Origin of the sequence: Proteus vulgaris, assembly GCF_016647575.1 — a bacterium.
Taxonomy (GTDB): Bacteria; Pseudomonadota; Gammaproteobacteria; order Enterobacterales; family Enterobacteriaceae; genus Proteus; species Proteus mirabilis_B.
In genome coordinates this window covers 2,578,255-2,596,259 of record NZ_CP032663.1, presented here as the reverse complement: position 1 = coordinate 2,596,259, position 18,005 = coordinate 2,578,255, and the positions used below count along the sequence as shown (strand labels likewise).

The following is an 18,005-nucleotide window of genomic DNA, read 5'->3' as shown; positions in this document are numbered from 1 at the left end:
TATGATAACTGAAGTTAGGATCTTTGATTTAGAGTCATTCGCAACGCTATTTGATAGCGTTAATCCGATGAAAGTTTCAATTACTGATAGTCATCAAGTCATTAAATTTGCGGTTGAAAATGGCGAAAATCGCAGCGACCACGTCATTATTAATCCTATTAGTATAGGTGTCGAGTTGCTATTAACGGGTGATATTGCGGATCGTTATTCTATTATAAAGCAGCTTTATGATGAACACACATTAGTGGGAATTCAAACCAGAGTTAAAACCTATCAACCAATGTTGTTAGAAAGTTTGACCCACGATGAAGATCCCCAAAAAGTGAATGCCATCGAATTAAAACTTAAATTTACAGAATGGAAAACAATAGAGCCCGAATATAATAAAAAATCCTCTAAATCAACCAAAAAACCAAAGCAAATCTCAACAGTTAATCGTGGCAATGTCAAAAGTAAAAAATCAACACAAGCAGGAAAAAAAGAAAAATAGGAGATAGATAAAATGCAGGTTATTCCATTACAAGCTATTCCTAATCAGCGGTTTTCTGTCGAAATAGCCGGTGTTGATTGGACATTTACGCTAAAAGTCGCTAATCAAACAATGTTTTGTGATATTGAGCGAGATGGCGAAGTCCTTATTACGGGTATTCGCTTGGTTGCTAATACACCTATTATCCCTTATCGCTATTTAAACCAAGGGATTAATTTAATCTTTCTAACAGAAAATGATGCTTTACCGTGGTATGAGGAATTTACAAAAACACAATCATTAGTGTATTGGAGTGATGAAGATGGATCTTCGGCGAATAAGGGTGGGGATTGAGGTCGGTGAAAGACTTCAATGGTATGAAGGATTGCGTATATCTGCAGGAGGAAAGAAATATGCAAATCCATTACAAAACGAATGTCAAATCGCTATTACAGGGCTTAATACCGAGACAAGAGATTATTTGCTGACGGAAACAAGTCCTTATAATAAAAATAAGCAAGTTCGACGAATTTATTTAGAAGTTGGTCGAATTAACTCTGGGTTATTCTCACTTTTTATTGGCGATATTGTCAGTGCAGAAATAGATTCTCCTCCAGATGTCACCGTAACGTTATCTGCAAAAACCAGTCATCATTGTTCTGGAAAAATTATTTCCTCTAGTGGTGGCGCTATTCAAAAATTGAGTGAAATTGCGTTAGCCATTGCCAATGATTGTGGTGTGAAATTGGATTTTCAGGCGACCGATAAGAATATTGCTAATTGGTATTATTGTGGCTCTGCATTACATCAAATAGAGCGTTTACAAGAGTCGGGAAATGTTAAAGCTTTTATTGATGATGACACGTTATTCGTAAAAGATGACGATAAAGCATTAAAAAGCCGATTTCGTATTTTGAATATGAACTCAGGTATGATTGGCATTCCCAAAGCCACAGAAAGTGGATTAACGGTGAGTTATCTTATCGATAGTACCTCTGAATTAGGCGGAATGCTTCGCCTCGATAGCAAATTAAATACCTCACTAAATGGTGACTACATTATTGAACAACTTGAATTTAAAGTGGCTTCACATGATGCAGATTTCACTTATACCGCAACGTGTAAACGAGCTTAATTATGAGTAAACCCAATAATGATATTGCCAGTGTTGGTTCATTGGCAGGGGCTTTTTCGTCTGCATTTCGCCATTTAATGATGAATACCGATGATATGTTACCCGCAACCGTCATTAACTATGATGAACAAACCAATCGAGCCATGATCAAACCCTTGGTCATGATGCTAACTACGGATGATGAAAAAATCTCTCGGGCACCGGTTGCTAATATTCCCGTGTTTCGATTTGGTGGTGGCGGTTTTTTTATTAGAGCGCCAATTAAACCGGGTGACTTTGGCTGGCTAAAGGCGAGCGATCGCGACATTAGCCTTATTTTTCAACGTGGTGGTTTGGAAGATCAACCTAATACAACACGATTACATTCGTTTAGTGATGCGATGTTTTTTCCTGACACGATCAAAGGATGGGCAATTGATGGGAAGAATATTGATGCCTTAGTTATTCAATCAATGGATGGCTCAGTCTGTTTCTCTCTTCACAACGATAAAGTTGTATTAGAGGCCCCAAAATATGAAATCAATGCACCTGAAACGATATTTACTGGCAATGTGACTGTTAACGGTAATTATGCCGTAAATGGTAATAGCGATTCACAAGGTGGACTGATGCGCCATAACGGAAAAGATATCGGCTCAACACATACTCATAGTGGGGTGCAATCAGGGAAAGATAATACAGGGAGTCCAATATGAGGACATTTTCAATAAACCAGCAGAATGATTTTGCGATAGGTGCTGATGGTAACCTTCAAATTTGTGACAACGATGAAGCTGTAAAAAACGTTTGTCAGCATTTTATTAAAGCTGTACGCGGTGAAATGCTACATAAAAAAGATAAAGGAATTCCTTATTGGTCTGCAACATTTAGCCGACAAGTTGATATTCCTTTATTCGAAATGGCATTTCGACAACGTATTGCTGAAATAGAGGAAGTTGTTGCTATCACTTATTTCCATGCTTTTCTAGAAGAGGGGACATTGAAATATCAGGCAGATATACGCACGATATATGGAGGATTTACATTGAATGGCTGACTATCGTTATATTAATAATAAAGGGGTGATTGTTCCAGACACATCGATGTTACGAAATAATGTCGAAGATGAATTCCGCGCTGTATTTGGTCAATCTATTAATTTATCGCCAGAAACCCCACAAGGGGTATTGGCAACTATGGAAATTGAAAATAGAGATGCCATTGTTCGTAATAATGCCGAGCTTGCAAATCAAATAAATCCCGATATTGCTGGTGGTGTTTTTCTCGATGCAATATGGGCGTTAATGGGCGGAGAGCGTATTAATGCCACACATTCCTATTTAAGTGATGTCGAGTTTACTGGTATTCCCGGTACTATTATTCCTAAAGGCTCTCAGGCGCTCACAATAACAGGTGCTACTTTTGAAACATTATCACCATTAATTATCGCTAATAATGGGAAAATTAAAGGCGATATGCGAGCTAAAGAATATGGCCCTATTACTTGTGGCGTTGGGCAATTAAATAAAGTGGCAAGTTCTGTATTAGGATGGGAAAAAGTGAATAACTTAACCCATGCTGTTGTTGGTCGCTATGCTGAGTCAGATATAAAGGCAAGGCGTCGGCGTAAACAAACATTAGCTAAAAATACAGTCAGTGTTGCAGAAGCAATTACCTCTTCGCTATATGAATTAGAGGGCGTTAATTCTCTTTCTTTTCGTGAAAATTTTAATGATAAAGCGTTGGTTGTCGATGGGATCTCATTATTACCTCATAGCATTTATGTGTGTGTAGAAGGTGGAGATAGCCATGAAATTGCTAAATCATTATTAAGAACAAAAACAATAGGCGCTGCATTTAATGGTGATATTGAAATAAATGTAATAGAGCCAGCAAGTGGGCAAGAATATCCTATTAAGTTTTCACGTCCGAAAGAAGTGCCTGTGTTTTGCCGTGTGTCTGTAAAAAAATCCAATATTGATGCGCAAACCATTATTCCTAATGCGTTAGAGAAATGGGTTCAGGGCGAAATAGATGGAGATAATGGGCTGGTGGTTGGGCGAGAGGTTTCTCCTTTTGAAATTTCAGCAGCGATTAATGCGGTTGAGCCTCATTTATTTGTCACTAAAGTTGAGATTTCAACAGATGGGAAAAATTGGAATGTTGCATTAATTCCTATCAAACTTAATCAAATTGCCCGATTACCAAAAGGGGCGGTACAAGTGGTGATCGCATGAATATTCAAGAATTTGATTTTCATTCTGATCTACTAAAAGCGATCCTCTGGCAATATGAAAATGCAGATAAATTAAAAGCATTAGCACATTTAAAAGCCACTTACTTTAATCAATCTACGGTTTCATTTTGGCAAAACTGGTATCGAGATGTCTTTAATATTGATACAGCTAACGATTTTGGTTTATCAGTATGGTCACGTATTTTAGATGTGCCTTTAGGCATTGATATTCCTCCTAGTGATAAAAATAAGATAGGTTTTGGCTTTGGTAAAAAGAAAACCAATTTTAAGGCAAACTTTCGACGAAATGCTGATTACACGTTATCGCTAACTTTAGATCAAAAAAGAATGCTAGTGAGAATGCGTTATTTCAATCTCACTCAAAGCCCTACCGTAACCAATATTAACGAATTTCTTAAACGTTTTTTCTGGCGTGAAGATAGCAAAGTCTTTGTGCTCGACCCTTTTGATATGACGTATATGTATTACGTTTTTAATTTTAATCCAGATGAACGTTTACGTCTTTTATTAGAAAACTTCGATTTAATGCCTCGCCCTTCAGGTGTAGGTGTCAAATATCGCATCATAACCAAAAAAGCTTTTGGCTATGGTCAATATCGTAAAAACTTTCTGAAGAGTAATTTCGGAGAATAATTCCTATGACTAAAATATTTAAAACCCCCTTTGCAACACAAGGGGATAAAACAGTTGTGCCTGTTGAAACCCAACCTGATGGCTCAGTCTCTTATACACAAGGTTATGGTTATGACTATGAACGTGACCAAGTGACTGATCCGGCGGCGAAAGATATTGAACGTGAAAAAATGAATAGTTTATTTCACGATATCACCGAGTCTATTGGTGAAATGCAATTGCAGGGTTTTGCTAAGTGGTCGGAAGCGGGTAAACCTTATCCTATTCGTAGTGTGGTTTATCATAAAAACAAAGCTTGGCAGTCTAAAATCGAAAATAATAATGTTGAGCCAGTCGCAGGTAATGCATGGATTGAATTAAAAGCTGATATTAATGCAAATGATGTTGGCGCTTATTCTAAAGGTGATGCAGATAAACGCTTTCAACCAGTAGGTAAATATCAAGCTGAAGGTTATGGCTATTCAAAAGTAGAATCTGATACCAAATATCAGCCTAAAGGGAATTATGCTCCTGCTGGAAATTATGCTAATAAAGGTGAGAGCTATACCAAAGCAGAATCGGATGGTAAATATCAGCCAAAAGGAAGTTATCAACCATCAGGAAATTATGCAACTAAAGGTGAAAGCTATACTAAAGCAGAGTCTGATAGTAAATATCAGGGGAAAGGAAATTACCAAGCTGCGGGTTATAGTTACTCAAAATCTGAAGCAGATAATAAATATCAAGCTAAAGGTAGTTATGTTTCCACAACGCGTAAAGTTAATGATAAGCCATTGAGTGGTGATGTAACGGTAACATCGCAAGATATTTTTTCTAATCAGGCGATTTCAATTGGTGCAAATCAAAATTTAAACAACTATAAAACGGCGGGTATCTATTTTCAGCCAGCAAATTCTAATGCAACGGCAAATTTAAATTACCCAGAAGCGATGGCGGGGACGTTAATTGTTTTAAAAAACGCGGGTATTACTCAGCTGTATTATGTTTATAACACTAGCCGTATTTATTCTCGTAGCCAGTATGATAAAGGTAATTTTACACCTTGGGCTAAAGAGTTTAATAGCCAAAATAAACCGACCGCAGGTGATGTGGGAGCGTATTCAAAAGGTGAGTCTGATGGGAAATATCAACCGAAAGGGAATTATTTAGCATCAGGTTATAGTTATTCCAAAGGCGAATCAGATGGAAAATATCAGCCAAAAGGGAATTATCTAGCATCGGGTTATAGTTATTCCAAAGGCGAATCAGATGGAAGATACCAGCCAAAAGGGAATTATTTAGCTTCTGGTTATAGTTATTCCAAAGGTGAATCTGATGGTAAATATCAACCAAAGGGAAACTATGCATTAGTTGGTAATAGTGGAGCTAAAAATACAGCTAAAAAAGATTCTAATGGATGGTTGAAATGCGGTGATACAGGGGTTATTCAACAATGGGGTAAGGAAGAATGGTTTCATGATGGAAGTTCGCGGGACTATAAATTTCCTATTCCTTTTCCTAATGCAATTTTCGTTATTGTTGTGACAAATAATAGTGGATGGGGAAGGTTGGGAACGAGCAGACACACTAAAGAAGGGTTCACTTTGGATGGTGACACTGAAAGAGCATATTTTTCCTATATAGCCATAGGATATTAGAAATTAAACATCCAATCAGAAATAAGTAAATCACTTCTGATTAATTTATAGTGAGCTATAAATAATCTAATATAGAATGTATGTTATAACTAATTGAAACTGCAATTTAACACCATGAAAATCATTCCAGCCACACACCACCATCTTTCTGCGCTTATTGAGTTAGATACTTATGCTCAACAGGATGCTTCGCGTATTGAAGAAATTAAAGCTTGGCTATCTAGCCAAGCTGTTTATCTTCTTGAAGTGGATGCGCAGATTGTGGGTTATGGTGTTATTCATCATCACTTTTTTAATCAGCCATTTATTGAACTTGTGATGATAGATAAGAGGTATCGCCAAAAAGGTTATGGAAAATGCTTGATGACTTATTTTCAAGAAAATACACAAGGAAATAAACTATTTACATCAACCAATAAATCTAATCATGCAATGCGAAATATGCTGGCTCAGTTAGGATTTATTGAAAGTGGCTGTATTGAAAACCTTGATGAAAATGATCCTGAATTTATCTATTGTTTTATTAAGTAAAAAAGAATTTCTTATAGCGTATTAAATAAAAAACCATCTAGAAATAGATGGTTTTGAACAAAATTATTTTATCTTATTTTTATCGTTAAGCTCAATTTCGATAGGAATATAGTAATTCACGTCTTTCACTAAAGGAATTGGTTTATAAGCTAGGCTAGAAACTGGATATTCCTCTTTAAAAATATACTCTTCAATATCAGGTGATCCTTTCTTTCTGGGTATATTTAATTTTCTAAGTAAAATACCATAAATATTATAGATAATATCTTTATACTCTAATGTGAGTAATTTTTCAGGGATCGTGAATTTAAGATATTTAGCATTCTCGATATGCGCTTTATGCAAAAATTGTGCGTTATACACTTCAGGTTTATTTTCCATCATAGTTGCATATTTTATCGTTAATTCATTATTTTTCTTAGATAAAATATTATGTAAAGCATAAACCCGCTCATGTTTGTAGAGCGCATTTTGAAAAAATACCTTCCAGTACTCTTCTCGTGATTTTTCTGTACTAAAATTCCAATCGATTGCATTGGCTTTATAGGTGTGATCTATTCCCGTTAAAGAGAGAGAATCAATAGTGACGATTTCGATATCTAAATTAAAACCACTAAATTTTCTTAACGGTAATGTAAAGCCATGAGCCTGCCAATTCTCTTTTCTGCGATAATTATAGGGCGTCATATTAAACAGCTTTTTAAACGCTCTTGAGAAAGTTTGTTGCGAGTCAAAACGATATTTTAACGCAATATCAAGTAGTGGTGTTCTTTGTAAGCGTAATTCAACCGCGGCACAAGAAAGTCGTCTTGCTCGAATATAAGACGCCAATGTTAATCCTGTTTGCTCTTTAAACATGCGTTGAAGATGCCATTTGGAATATCCTGATTTCTGTGAAACATTCTCAAGTTTTAGATCTTTCTCTAAATTTTCTTCAATCCAATAGATAATATCTGTAATGACATTTTCACTAAACATATTCTAGCTCTAATTAAAAAATTATTATTGGTGATAGTAAATAATACGCGTATTCGACCAATTTACATAAGATACTGTAATGAAATTAAGTTTGATTGTAAATTTATAAAAATATTTACTCGAATATTGGGTTTTAAAATGGTGCTCTATTTTCGATAAACTGAGTGTTAATTATAACATACTGATATTACTTGATAAGGTTGTAATTGATTAAATAAAATAACGAGCAATTAGATATTCTTTTTTAGATAAAATCTAAGCTAAAAGTGTTATTTTTACAAAGTAATAAATATATTTATTCAAGAATAGAAAAGCAAATAGCTATTATTCTAATTTAATAGAATATAACTACTGTTATTAAGTTTAAATTAAAAGAATTAACTAAAAATAGAGAAGATAAGTGCCATAGGAAAGCTAAGAGGCCAAGTTAAGGCAATTAATAACGCACTTAAAAGACGCATGGCAAGACTAGGATCTTTGGTTAAAAAGAAAGTAATAATAAACGATATTACAGCCCCAATAAGGTAGCTTATTCCAATAATAGAGATAGCAGACATAACAGATCATTCAGTAAATAGACTGAAACAATTGTACTCCAAAATTGTTAAAGAAACAGAGGAATAGGGCAAACTTTTCAATAAATGTCATCACTAATGTGCAAATTTTAAACATTCATCTCACTTTTGATCTCTGGTTTCTTTTCGGTGTAATCACACAAGATAATAACAAGGTTAAAGCCGAAAAATTAAAAGTTAAAATCTAATATATTGATTTGATTGATTATTTATAACAATCTTTATTGTCATAAAATGACATTTTTTAAAAAAATAAAATAAGACGGTATAGATCTTTTTTAGTGGTTTCACTATAAAAATTAAAATTTTTAAATGCTGATTTTTAAGGCAATGTAGTGATACAGAAATAAATTTGATGTTTGTAAAATGTGCAGGCTAATTAAATTACACCATAATATCGACAGAATGTAACAAATGGCATGAATACCATTTTATACAGACTTGTAGATAAATTGGCTTATGGATGGCGCGACTTAATGGATTTAAGCGTTAGCTAGGAAGCATTTTAAATCCCCTTTAAAGATTAAAAAGGGGATTTATTTTTATGTCTATTTCGGATAGGGGTTTATAGCCGTCGCTGTATTAAAATGGTAACTTACCAAAGTAGTAACCCGTCAATGACGTTTATTTTGATGAAAATAAACGCTGTTTTGATTAATAAACAATTAGCGTGGTAGTTTTTTATGATCCCTTATCAATCAACTTTGACGTTTTGGTTTGAAGAATGCACACCAGAGCAATGGTTTAAAAAAGATACTCAGTTTGATAAAGAAATTAGCCGCAGATTTGGTGAATTATGTTTAAGTGCGAGTCGTGGCGAATTGGCATCGTGGAGAGAAACGATAGAAGGGCGTTTAGCTGAGATTATTATTCTTGACCAGTTCTCACGCAATATTTGGCGTGATACTCCTAAAGCCTTTGCTCAAGATAATATGGCATTAATCTTAGCGCAAGAAGCTATCCGGTTACCTGAATATCTGACATTAACCCCCGTTAAACGTAAGTTTATGATAATGCCATTTATGCATTCAGAATCACCTAAAATTCATCAAGATGCGGTTATATTGTTTTCTCAGCTTAATGATGAAAGTACTTATCAATATGAACTAAGACACAAAGAAATTATTGATAAATATGGTCGTTATCCTCATCGCAATGACATTTTAGGTCGAACATCTACCCCAGAAGAATTAGATTTTTTACAGCAACCTGGCTCTTCATTCTAAAAAAAATGCATACCTTTTCGGGTATGCATTTTTGTCTCTTTTCTATGACTGACTAATCAGCCATAACATCAAGATCACATGGTAATATGCCATAAATTATAAAAGGCGATACGGCCTGATAATTCAGCAATAATGACTGCGGCTGCACAAGTTGCTAGCGTCATTTTTGAAGCTTGCGCTTTTACTGCAGTAAATCCTACGATAACCACACCTAATGCTAATACAGCTAACTGGAACCCCCAAAATAGAGATTGATCAGCGCTGAGTTCTGGGCCTGTAAAGCCAAGGAAGCTAACATAACCAGAGCGAGTCGCAAAAGTAATAATGGCACCGATAATAAAGGACAATGCACCTAAACGTCTTGCACCTGTAGCCATTGCTAATACACCGCCGCCAACTAACAGCGTCATCCAAAATTGCAATGTGGTGTAATCTGTATTCCAGTTAGCAATTGTTGGAATATGATAGACTTGTGGAATTGACCAAACAAATGCTAGACCAAAAATAACGGTAAATAGGTTACAAATTTCACGTAACCCTTTCCATTTTTTCATGATAGTGAGTGCAACAGTTGCAAAAGCAAAACCTGTAAACACACCACTTAAAAATGCCTCGTTACTCATTGGAGAACGACCAACGCCTAATAGCATATTGAAAAAACGCAAAGGTTGACCAACGTGTAATCCACCAATACCTAAGCCAACTAATGTTAAAATCAGGGCTAAAATATTGGCATTACGTAGTTGGTTTTCATCAATTTGACCTAATTTTTTACTGATATAAGCAATAAGAAACAAGCCTGCTGCTGAAGAACCTAAAACAGTAAAAAAGACTAGAGGAAGTTCATGCATGGTTTATACCTCCGCCGCATTTTGAACTGAGCCGGTTTTATCACCAGAAGGTTTAGCTTCTTTGTGTGCTTTGATCACGATATTTGGATTGGTCAAGCTAGGATCTGGCATTGGTGCGATACCACATTCAGTACCGTGTTTTGCTCTGATCACTTCAATATCATCAAAATCAAGCGCACGTTGAGGACAAGACTCAACACAAACCGGTTTCATGCCTTGTGCTACACGTTCGTAGCAACCATCACACTTAGACATGAGTTTTTTCTTCTCATCGAATTGTGGCGCACCATAAGGGCAACGCAATTCGCAATAACGGCAACCAACACAAATATCTTGGTTAACAACCACTAAACCATCTTCTTCACGTTTATGCATAGCGCCAGTTGGACAACCCGCAACGCAAGTAGGGTTTGAACAATGGTTACAAGAAATGGATAAATAATAACTATAGATATTTTGTGTCCAGATCCCGTCTTGTTTTGCCCAGCTACCACCACCGTATTCATAAACACGACGGAATTTAGGGCCTAAATCTAAATCTTTTTCATCCTTGCAACTGACTTGACATGTTTTACAGCCAGTGCATTTAGTGGAGTCAAAATAAAAACCATATTGCTTCATGAGTTAACTCCTTATGCACGTTTCACTTCAACAAGGTTTGTATGTTGTGGATTTCCTTTAGCAAACGGCGATGGGTGCCAGCTTGTTAATGTATTAATACATCCACCTGTATCTACACCTGTTGTATCAAGTGAACGCCATGCACCTTGCGGTACTGCAATCACACCAGGTAATACACGATCTGTAACTTTGACGAGAATATTTAAACGACCACGTGCATTATAAATCTCAGCGATATCGCCAGATTTTAATCCGCGCTCAGCCGCATCAATTGGGTTTAACCAGAATTGATGAGGAATAGCTTCACGTAACATAGCAACGTTATAGTAACTTGAGTGAACGTGGCCTTTATCGTGGAAACCGGTCATTTGCAGAGGGAATTTCTCTTTAAGCTTAACGTTTTCTACGCCTTCTTCATTCTTACAATATTCTGGAATTGCTGGGATACGATCGCCTTCTGGTAACACCCAGCCATCAGTATCTTGCATTAGTTTTTCAGAATAAATTTCAATCTTACCTGACGCTGTTTTTAATGGATTAGCGATAGGATCTTGACGGAATGCTTCAAGTGCAACGTATTGATTACGGTTAGGTAATTTACGATCGATAATTCCTACATCATTAGTTTCTGCAAATGTAGGCAGCGCTGGGTTTTTCTCACGCATTTGATTATAGCAATATTCAATCCACTCTTCGTAAGTACGTCCTTCAGTGAATTGCTCTTTGGTACCCATTTTTTCTGCAATGTCGGTTAAGACATCATAGCAAGGGCGGTTTTCCCAAAGCGGTTTAATCGCATTTTGTAAACGGACGACATAGTGGTAAGCACCACTTGCGTAAGAGTTATTGATAAGATCGTTCGTCTCAACCGTCGTCACATCTGGCAGTAAAATATCAGCGTATTTTGCAGATGGTGTCATGTGGTTATCCCACACTAAAATAAACTCACATTTTGATTCATCTTGCAGTAAATCATGTGTTTTATTCAAATCAGCGTGTTGGTTACCAATCACGTTACTGGAATAACACCACATAAATTTAATACCCGTATCGAGTTTATCTTTATTTCTGACACCCGCATTTTTGCTAGTCAGTTGATCACCACGAGCAATTGCTTCAGACCACATAAATGTTGGGATCAATGTCTTAACTGGGTTAGGCAAAGCAAAGCTTGCAACTGGGTAAGCAACGTTACCACCCCAACAACCTGTATTTGTACCAGGGCGACCGATATGGCCAGACATTAATGGTAGCATCATAATCGCACGACATGCTTGCTCACCATTTGAAGTACGCTGGATACCCCAACCTTGAGAGATCCACGCCGCTCTTGCGCCGCCAATTTCACGCGCTAATTGGATAATACGTGCAACGGAAATACCGGTTAATTTACTCGCCCACTCAGGTGTTTTTGCAATGCCATCAGGGCCATTACCTAAAATGTAATCTTTATAAGAGCCATTTTCAGGTGCTGATGCAGGTAATGTTTGTTTATCCCAACCGACACAATATTCACGTAAGAAATCTTCATCAGTGATGCCTTCTTGGATCATCACATAGCCTAATGCAGCCACTAATGCAGCATCAGTACCCGGATAAATTGGGATCCATTCGGCGCCTAGTGTTGTTACACTGTCGGTACGACGAGGGTCGATGATGATAACTTTACTTTTGCTCTTATCTAACGCATTTAACGTTTCATAGAACTGACCACCACCAGACATACGTGTTTCAGCAAGGTTATGACCAAACATTACCACTAAGTCTGAATTCTCAATTTCTGTTAACAGTGACTCCAGCATATCGCCATAAACATAAGGCACAATACCGGTTAATTGAGAGTATGAATAAGTACCATAGTCACTTAAAAAACCACCGACAGTACTTAATAAACGTTTACATGCAGTTCTACCGTGTAAGTTTGCACCGGTAGAGCCTGTACCGTATTGGTAATAAATGGACTCATTACCGTATTTTTCGATGGTATATTTTAATTTTTCCGCGATGATTGAAGTTGCTTCATCCCAAGAAATACGCTCAAATTTACCTTCACCACGCTTACCAACACGCTTCATTGGGTATTTTAAACGATCTGGGTTATACGTTTTCCAACGTACAGAACGACCACGCAGACACGGACGAATTTGGTGAAGACCAAATGTTGAATCGTCATACATAGTTTCATTAGAAATACGACGAATAACACCATCTTTCACATGAACTTTTAATGGACAACGGCTACCACAGTTCACTAAACATGCACTGTATTTGATAGTTTCAGAAGTCTCATCAGGACGAATACCCTGGGGAGTTTGAGCATTAGCAGCGAATGGTAATGAAACCGTTCCTGCAACAGCGGCAGCACCAGAAATAACTGCTGCAGACTGAATGAATCCACGCCGACTCATTTCAGTAATAGAAGTATTATTTTTAATTTTTGACATTGACATTACCCTAACATTTTTCACAACAAGTAAAGTTGTATATATATGTTAAGTTATAACCCTTCTACCTATAATGATTTATATCAATATAAAAAATGTTAATAACGTTATATAAAAAAATAATTATTAAACAAATGGTTACAATTTCTGATTAATACCACTTTAGTGGTAAATAAAATATCAAATAAATAGGAATCAACAATCGATCGATATATAAAAAATAACATAACGATTTTTATTAATATATAGAAAAACAAGATTGTTAACATGATAACAAAATAAGAGATTAAAAATATTTGTTAATAAGAAAAGTAAAAAAGAAGAATAATTCTCCTTTTTTACTTAATACGAAAATGATTTATTGCGGATTATTTTCGGCAGGAAATCTGAGTGCTCTTACATCATTTCCAGTTGGAGATTGATGAACTCGTAAGCCAAATTGAGGCAAAATAGCAAAGATATGATCAAATATATCTGATTGAATCGCCTCGTATTGAACCCAGACAGTGGTGTTAGTAAAAGCATAAATTTCAATAGGAAGCCCATCCGAGGTAGGCGCTAATTGTCTTACCATAATCGTCATTTGCTTATGAACGTTAGGATGGTTTTTTAAATAGGCTTCAACATACGCACGGAAGGTTCCAATATTGGTCATGCCACGTTGGTTTAATGGCGTTTGACATTCATTGCTCAAAGTTGCATTGAATTGATTAATTTCGCTTTCCTTATTTTTGATATAAGGCGCTAATAAGTGAGCTTTTTCTAGATCATCAAGTTGTTTTTTATCTAAAAAGTGGATGCTATTAATATCAAGAGCAAGACTTCGCTTAATACGACGTCCTCCAGATTTTGTCATTGCTTGCCAATTTTTAAAGGAATCTGAAATCAGAGAATAAGTTGGAATAGTGGTGACAGTATTATCCCAATTACGCACTTTAACGGTTGTTAAACTAATATCAATGACAGCACCATCAGCGCCATATTTAGGCATTTCTAGCCAATCACCAAGGCTTATCATATTGTTTGCTGATAGTTGAATACCGGCGACTAATCCCATAATAGGATCTTTAAACACCAACATTAATACAGCCGTCATGGCACCTAAACCACTGAGTAAAATAAGTGGTGATTTGCCAATAAGTAGGGAAATAATCATTATCCCAATCAGTACAGAGGCGGCGAGTTTTAAGCTTTGAAAAATACCTTTTAAGGGTAATCGACCCAATGAGGATGAATTTCTCATGATCTGCATACAGAGATCCATAATAGAGAAAAGCATCAACAAGCCGAAAATTAAACACCACGCTTGGGCGCTGGTGGTGAGAATTTCTTGTGTTTTACCTGATCCCATCCACACCAGCGCTTGGATATTAACAACAACGCCTTGGATTAAAAAAGCAAAACGACTAAATAGTTTATTTATTTCTAAAGAGAGTTGCCATTTCTGATCGTACTGAGTTATTGCTTTAGAAATTCTAGGCAAGACTAACTTGTGCAAAATAAAATGGAGAATGATTGCGACAAGGAAAATAATGGCTAAAACGAGTAGGAGAGAAGCGACTTGGGCATACTCCTCATTGAATTGACGTATCCATGTAAGCAGTTGCTGCTGCATAAAATATCCTCGTAGTTAATATGGGTTGTATATTAAGAGTACAGAAATGAGAGCTTAGTTCAAGGAGGTGAATTTTTTGTTACGAAAAATACGAGAGTAAACGAGATGATAGATAAGTGTAAAGAGGGGAATAAAAGCCAGAAATAGTCTTTTGTGCGATGAGGGTGCTATTTCTGGCTTTGAACTGTATTTTATTTTTAAATCAAATAATTACAGTAAACGAGTTGATGATAATTGTACAACAACTTGGTGCAGGTGAGTAATAAAAGAAGTCATTGATTTCATATTAAGTATCCTATTAATAAAATGTGATTCATGTCACAAATATTTTCTGAGATTGATTTTAATCACATTTCCATAACAGTCAATAGCTTTATGCAAAAATATTTTAAAATTTAAATTATTTTTTATATTGAAAGTGTTTTCCAGCGATAAATTAGCGAGAATCCCATTAGGTGTTTCTTTTATCTTGTTGTTTATTAAGTGTTTATTGCTTCCATCTAACAACAATACTTAGTTGACTTTTTTCTATTGTGATTTTCACTCAAAATTTTTGCTTTAAGCTAAAAATGGAATCGGAAAAAGAAAGGAAATCACTCAATGAATATCGAAACAAAAGAAGAACGCCTGCAAAAAATCATACAAGGTGAGAAGGCTACTCAGGCTTTTCAGCCCCCTGTTTATAATACACAATCACAAGTTGTTATTGATGCTGATGTGAAGATTGAATTTAATCAGATCAAATCATCTCCAGATGAGGCTGATAACGAAGTCAAAATGAACAGAGTTATCAAATATGAGGTTATTGTCACGGGGATTAATCTGCGTTTAGCCGAATGGCGTACAAGCCCTAAAGGAATTTTAGTTTTACCTAATAATAAAGATGTCTATATTACGATAGTGGATAACAATAGAACAGAGATCTCTTTAACGGGAAATCGTAATGGTGTAGCGTCATTGCAATTGATATTAAAAGATGAAGATGATGAAAGCATCGTGTATTACGCAACGCCGATCCAAATTCGAGTTACGCCTTCAAAGCCTAATCCTAATACTGATTGTATGGCGGCTAATTGTGAGAAGTTTGATGACTTACTGACAATACGTTCAGAATCTATGCAATGGCCAAGCAAATGGGAAAGTGTGTCTAAAAGTTTTGTTGTGCATTTACAGGATAAAGAAGGAGAAGATGTTTCAAATAAAGAGGTAAAGCTCGTTTACGATACGGATAATAGTAGCTTAGAGGTTGAACCAGAAATTTATAATTCCGATGGTGAAAAAATTAATATAGGAAAAACTAATAAGTACGGTATCGCAAATTTTAAAGTGAAAATTAAGAAGAGTGAACCTAAGCAAATTGCTGTTTTTCATGCTGAATCTGAAAATAGCGAAGAGCCGGATAAACCTCTTAAATCAAGAGATTACTATGTTGAAATGACAACCGAAAAATTACCATCGCCAAAAGTTCCGGCAACGTTAAATGGTATTTTAAGCTATCACAGCGAAAATTATTGTGTGAATGCAAACCTAATTTTAGGACGCGATATTAGCGAAAGCACACAGGTTGGTTTTTATTTTAATGACCAATTAAAAATGTTGCCTTGTACTGACAAGTCAGCTGTTTCGGTAAGGCTGGAAAATCAAGCGTTAACTAATGGTATTCATTATATCTCTTTCTTTACGGTTGATATCTTCGATAATATTTGTTTCTCTCGCCGTGAGCGTATTATTGTCGATAACTCTTTAACGGGGGAGTGCAGTAAGCAAATTAAAAATATTGCACCAAAACCTTGTATAAGTGTCACTATTCCACAAATTTGTGATCGCTATTTTAACTCTGTAAATATCAGGCTTGTACCTTCATTATGTTTACAGATTAAGAACCGCGTTGCCAAAATGAATATCCAAAAAATGGTTATCATCTTTAATGGCTACTCTAAAGTAAATGGCAGTGAAAGAACGTTAGTGTATCGTTCTACACTGGAAATCTATGCTGATGATCCTCGTTTAGGGAATTTCTTGCATGATACAACGGCAAATAATGATCCTGTTAATATGGTTGAATTATTTGAGCCAGCTTTAGAAAGTATTTTAGCAGATGCGTTGCCAAATATTGAAGTCGGACAATTGGGTATTCAAGTCATGGTCTTTGAAAATACAGGTAATTGTTACCTTTGTGGGGAAAATATGTATACGGTGTCTCTACGCTTACCTTGTGCTTAATATCACTGTTTCGTATTCCATAAATTAAGAGCCACTTATGTGGCTCTTAGTCTATATAAAATCGATAAGATAATTATTACTGAATAGTCAATTAATGGGTCATTCTTTTTATTGCACTGGTTATCGATAATATTGTGATAGAACTTAAAATAAGTTGTATACCAATCAATGCCATCACTAATGCCACTGAGGCTTCAGGGCCAAAAGCAAGCAAGAAATAGGCAATCACTAAATCTAAAAATCCAATCAAGATATTAAACCAACCATAAAAATTCTCTTTGATCTGTTTAAAACCTATATTTAGGCGCAGTATCCCCGCAAAAATAAATAAAAAACCGATAAAAAAGGCGAGGCTAAGCATACCTTTTAGTGGGTCGGTGACAAAGATGTAGCCAAGCAGAAGATAAATAAAACCCGTTAATAACGTGATCAACATTGACCAACCAGAAGAGACTTGAGCATTAAAACCACCAATAAAGCTGGATATCGCACAGGCAAAAAATACAACACCAAGTAATACACTGATAACAATGCCAGAAGAAAGTGGATTAATAATACAGATAAAACCTGCAATGAAACCTAATGTGGCAATAACAGTCATTAAAGTACATTGTTTTTTAACCAGTTTCTCTGTTAGCTGAGATAAATTGTTTTTATTAATATCTAACATAGCCACCTCTTATCCTTATATTTGGTACATAAGTTAAATTATAGCAATTTCTGCTTATATAACATGACTTAATTACATAAAACTATAATTAAAAAGAGGTAGGAATGTGGAAGATCGCCTTTAAAATAGAAAACTGAAAGAGTAAGGTAGTGGATTAAGAT

18 protein-coding genes and 1 pseudogene are annotated in these 18,005 nt (G+C 35.7%); 12 read left to right on the top strand and 7 right to left on the bottom strand.

Features of this window, described 5'->3' with window-relative positions; all coding sequences use genetic code 11:
- Nucleotide 1 precedes the first annotated feature (1 nt).
- The 10 genes and pseudogenes from D7029_RS12135 (at nt 2) to D7029_RS12090 (ending at nt 6,641) form a co-directional block, all read left to right on the top strand.
- Nucleotides 2–490: a phage baseplate protein gene (locus D7029_RS12135; protein WP_194950801.1), complete on the top strand. Its 489-nt coding sequence runs from the start codon at nt 2–4 to the stop codon at nt 488–490.
- Nucleotides 491–502: 12 nt separating this feature from the next.
- On the top strand, nt 503–823 hold the full coding sequence (locus tag D7029_RS12130) for a phage baseplate plug family protein (protein WP_109420401.1): 321 nt from the start codon (nt 503–505) through the stop codon (nt 821–823).
- Nucleotides 792–1,604 (top strand): baseplate hub protein, encoded by an 813-nt coding sequence (locus D7029_RS12125; RefSeq protein ID WP_194950800.1) that lies wholly within the window; start codon nt 792–794, stop codon nt 1,602–1,604. The genes D7029_RS12130 and D7029_RS12125 overlap by 32 nt, the downstream gene beginning before the upstream one ends.
- A 2-nt stretch (nt 1,605–1,606) precedes the next feature.
- Nucleotides 1,607–2,299 (top strand): Gp138 family membrane-puncturing spike protein, encoded by a 693-nt coding sequence (locus tag D7029_RS12120; protein WP_088495168.1) that lies wholly within the window; start codon nt 1,607–1,609, stop codon nt 2,297–2,299.
- Entirely contained in the window at nt 2,296–2,640 is a 345-nt protein-coding gene (locus tag D7029_RS12115) for a hypothetical protein (protein ID WP_075674204.1), read from the top strand. Before D7029_RS12120 ends, D7029_RS12115 begins: the two co-directional genes overlap by 4 nt.
- Nucleotides 2,633–3,820 carry a baseplate J/gp47 family protein gene (locus D7029_RS12110; protein WP_194950799.1) on the top strand — a complete coding sequence of 396 codons (1,188 nt, stop codon included), beginning with the start codon at nt 2,633–2,635 and terminating at the stop codon, nt 3,818–3,820. The genes D7029_RS12115 and D7029_RS12110 overlap by 8 nt, the downstream gene beginning before the upstream one ends.
- Nucleotides 3,817–4,473 carry a DUF2612 domain-containing protein gene (locus D7029_RS12105; RefSeq protein WP_102949488.1) on the top strand — a complete coding sequence of 219 codons (657 nt, stop codon included), beginning with the start codon at nt 3,817–3,819 and terminating at the stop codon, nt 4,471–4,473. The genes D7029_RS12110 and D7029_RS12105 overlap by 4 nt, the downstream gene beginning before the upstream one ends.
- A 5-nt stretch (nt 4,474–4,478) precedes the next feature.
- Nucleotides 4,479–4,859 (top strand): annotated as a pseudogene (locus D7029_RS12100) (hypothetical protein); the annotation flags it as partial.
- The gene (locus D7029_RS18930; protein WP_228766785.1) at nt 4,842–6,110 is read left to right on the top strand and encodes a pyocin knob domain-containing protein; all 1,269 of its coding nucleotides are present in this window, start codon (nt 4,842–4,844) and stop codon (nt 6,108–6,110) included. The pseudogene D7029_RS12100 and the gene D7029_RS18930, both read left to right, overlap by 18 nt.
- Before the next feature lie 114 nt (nt 6,111–6,224).
- The gene (locus D7029_RS12090) at nt 6,225–6,641 is read left to right on the top strand and encodes a GNAT family N-acetyltransferase (RefSeq protein WP_194950798.1); all 417 of its coding nucleotides are present in this window, start codon (nt 6,225–6,227) and stop codon (nt 6,639–6,641) included.
- A 63-nt stretch (nt 6,642–6,704) separates the two neighbouring features.
- Here the strand turns inward: D7029_RS12090 and D7029_RS12085 are convergent, their stop codons facing one another.
- Both D7029_RS12085 and D7029_RS12080 read right to left on the bottom strand, forming a co-directional pair.
- Nucleotides 6,705–7,619 carry a helix-turn-helix domain-containing protein gene (locus tag D7029_RS12085; protein WP_194950797.1) on the bottom strand — a complete coding sequence of 305 codons (915 nt, stop codon included), beginning with the start codon at nt 7,617–7,619 and terminating at the stop codon, nt 6,705–6,707.
- 377 nt (nt 7,620–7,996) lie between these two features.
- Complete coding sequence (locus D7029_RS12080; protein ID WP_036912664.1) at nt 7,997–8,176, bottom strand: GhoT/OrtT family toxin; 180 nt, start codon at nt 8,174–8,176, stop codon at nt 7,997–7,999.
- A gap of 701 nt (nt 8,177–8,877) precedes the next feature.
- On the opposite strand from D7029_RS12080, the gene D7029_RS12075 reads away from it, so the two are divergent.
- On the top strand, nt 8,878–9,420 hold the full coding sequence (locus D7029_RS12075) for a DUF924 family protein (RefSeq protein ID WP_194950796.1): 543 nt from the start codon (nt 8,878–8,880) through the stop codon (nt 9,418–9,420).
- Nucleotides 9,421–9,494: 74 nt separating this feature from the next.
- Here the strand turns inward: D7029_RS12075 and D7029_RS12070 are convergent, their stop codons facing one another.
- The 4 genes from D7029_RS12070 to D7029_RS12055 form a co-directional block, all read right to left on the bottom strand.
- Complete coding sequence (locus D7029_RS12070) at nt 9,495–10,271, bottom strand: dimethyl sulfoxide reductase anchor subunit family protein (RefSeq protein WP_088495175.1); 777 nt, start codon at nt 10,269–10,271, stop codon at nt 9,495–9,497.
- A gap of 3 nt (nt 10,272–10,274) precedes the next feature.
- Nucleotides 10,275–10,892: a DMSO/selenate family reductase complex B subunit gene (locus tag D7029_RS12065; RefSeq protein ID WP_023581764.1), complete on the bottom strand. Its 618-nt coding sequence runs from the start codon at nt 10,890–10,892 to the stop codon at nt 10,275–10,277.
- Between the two features lie 11 nt (nt 10,893–10,903).
- Nucleotides 10,904–13,336, bottom strand: coding sequence for a DMSO/selenate family reductase complex A subunit (locus tag D7029_RS12060; protein ID WP_088495176.1), 2,433 nt, complete (start codon nt 13,334–13,336; stop codon nt 10,904–10,906).
- 358 nt (nt 13,337–13,694) lie between these two features.
- On the bottom strand, nt 13,695–14,951 hold the full coding sequence (locus tag D7029_RS12055) for a mechanosensitive ion channel family protein (RefSeq protein ID WP_194950795.1): 1,257 nt from the start codon (nt 14,949–14,951) through the stop codon (nt 13,695–13,697).
- 600 nt (nt 14,952–15,551) lie between these two features.
- On the opposite strand from D7029_RS12055, the gene D7029_RS12050 reads away from it, so the two are divergent.
- On the top strand, nt 15,552–17,174 hold the full coding sequence (locus D7029_RS12050) for a hypothetical protein (RefSeq protein WP_194950794.1): 1,623 nt from the start codon (nt 15,552–15,554) through the stop codon (nt 17,172–17,174).
- 91 nt (nt 17,175–17,265) lie between these two features.
- On the opposite strand, the gene D7029_RS12045 is transcribed toward D7029_RS12050, so the two are convergent.
- Nucleotides 17,266–17,844, bottom strand: a complete 579-nt coding sequence (locus tag D7029_RS12045; protein WP_156733679.1) for an HdeD family acid-resistance protein — start codon at nt 17,842–17,844, stop codon at nt 17,266–17,268.
- Nucleotides 17,845–18,005 lie beyond the last annotated feature (161 nt).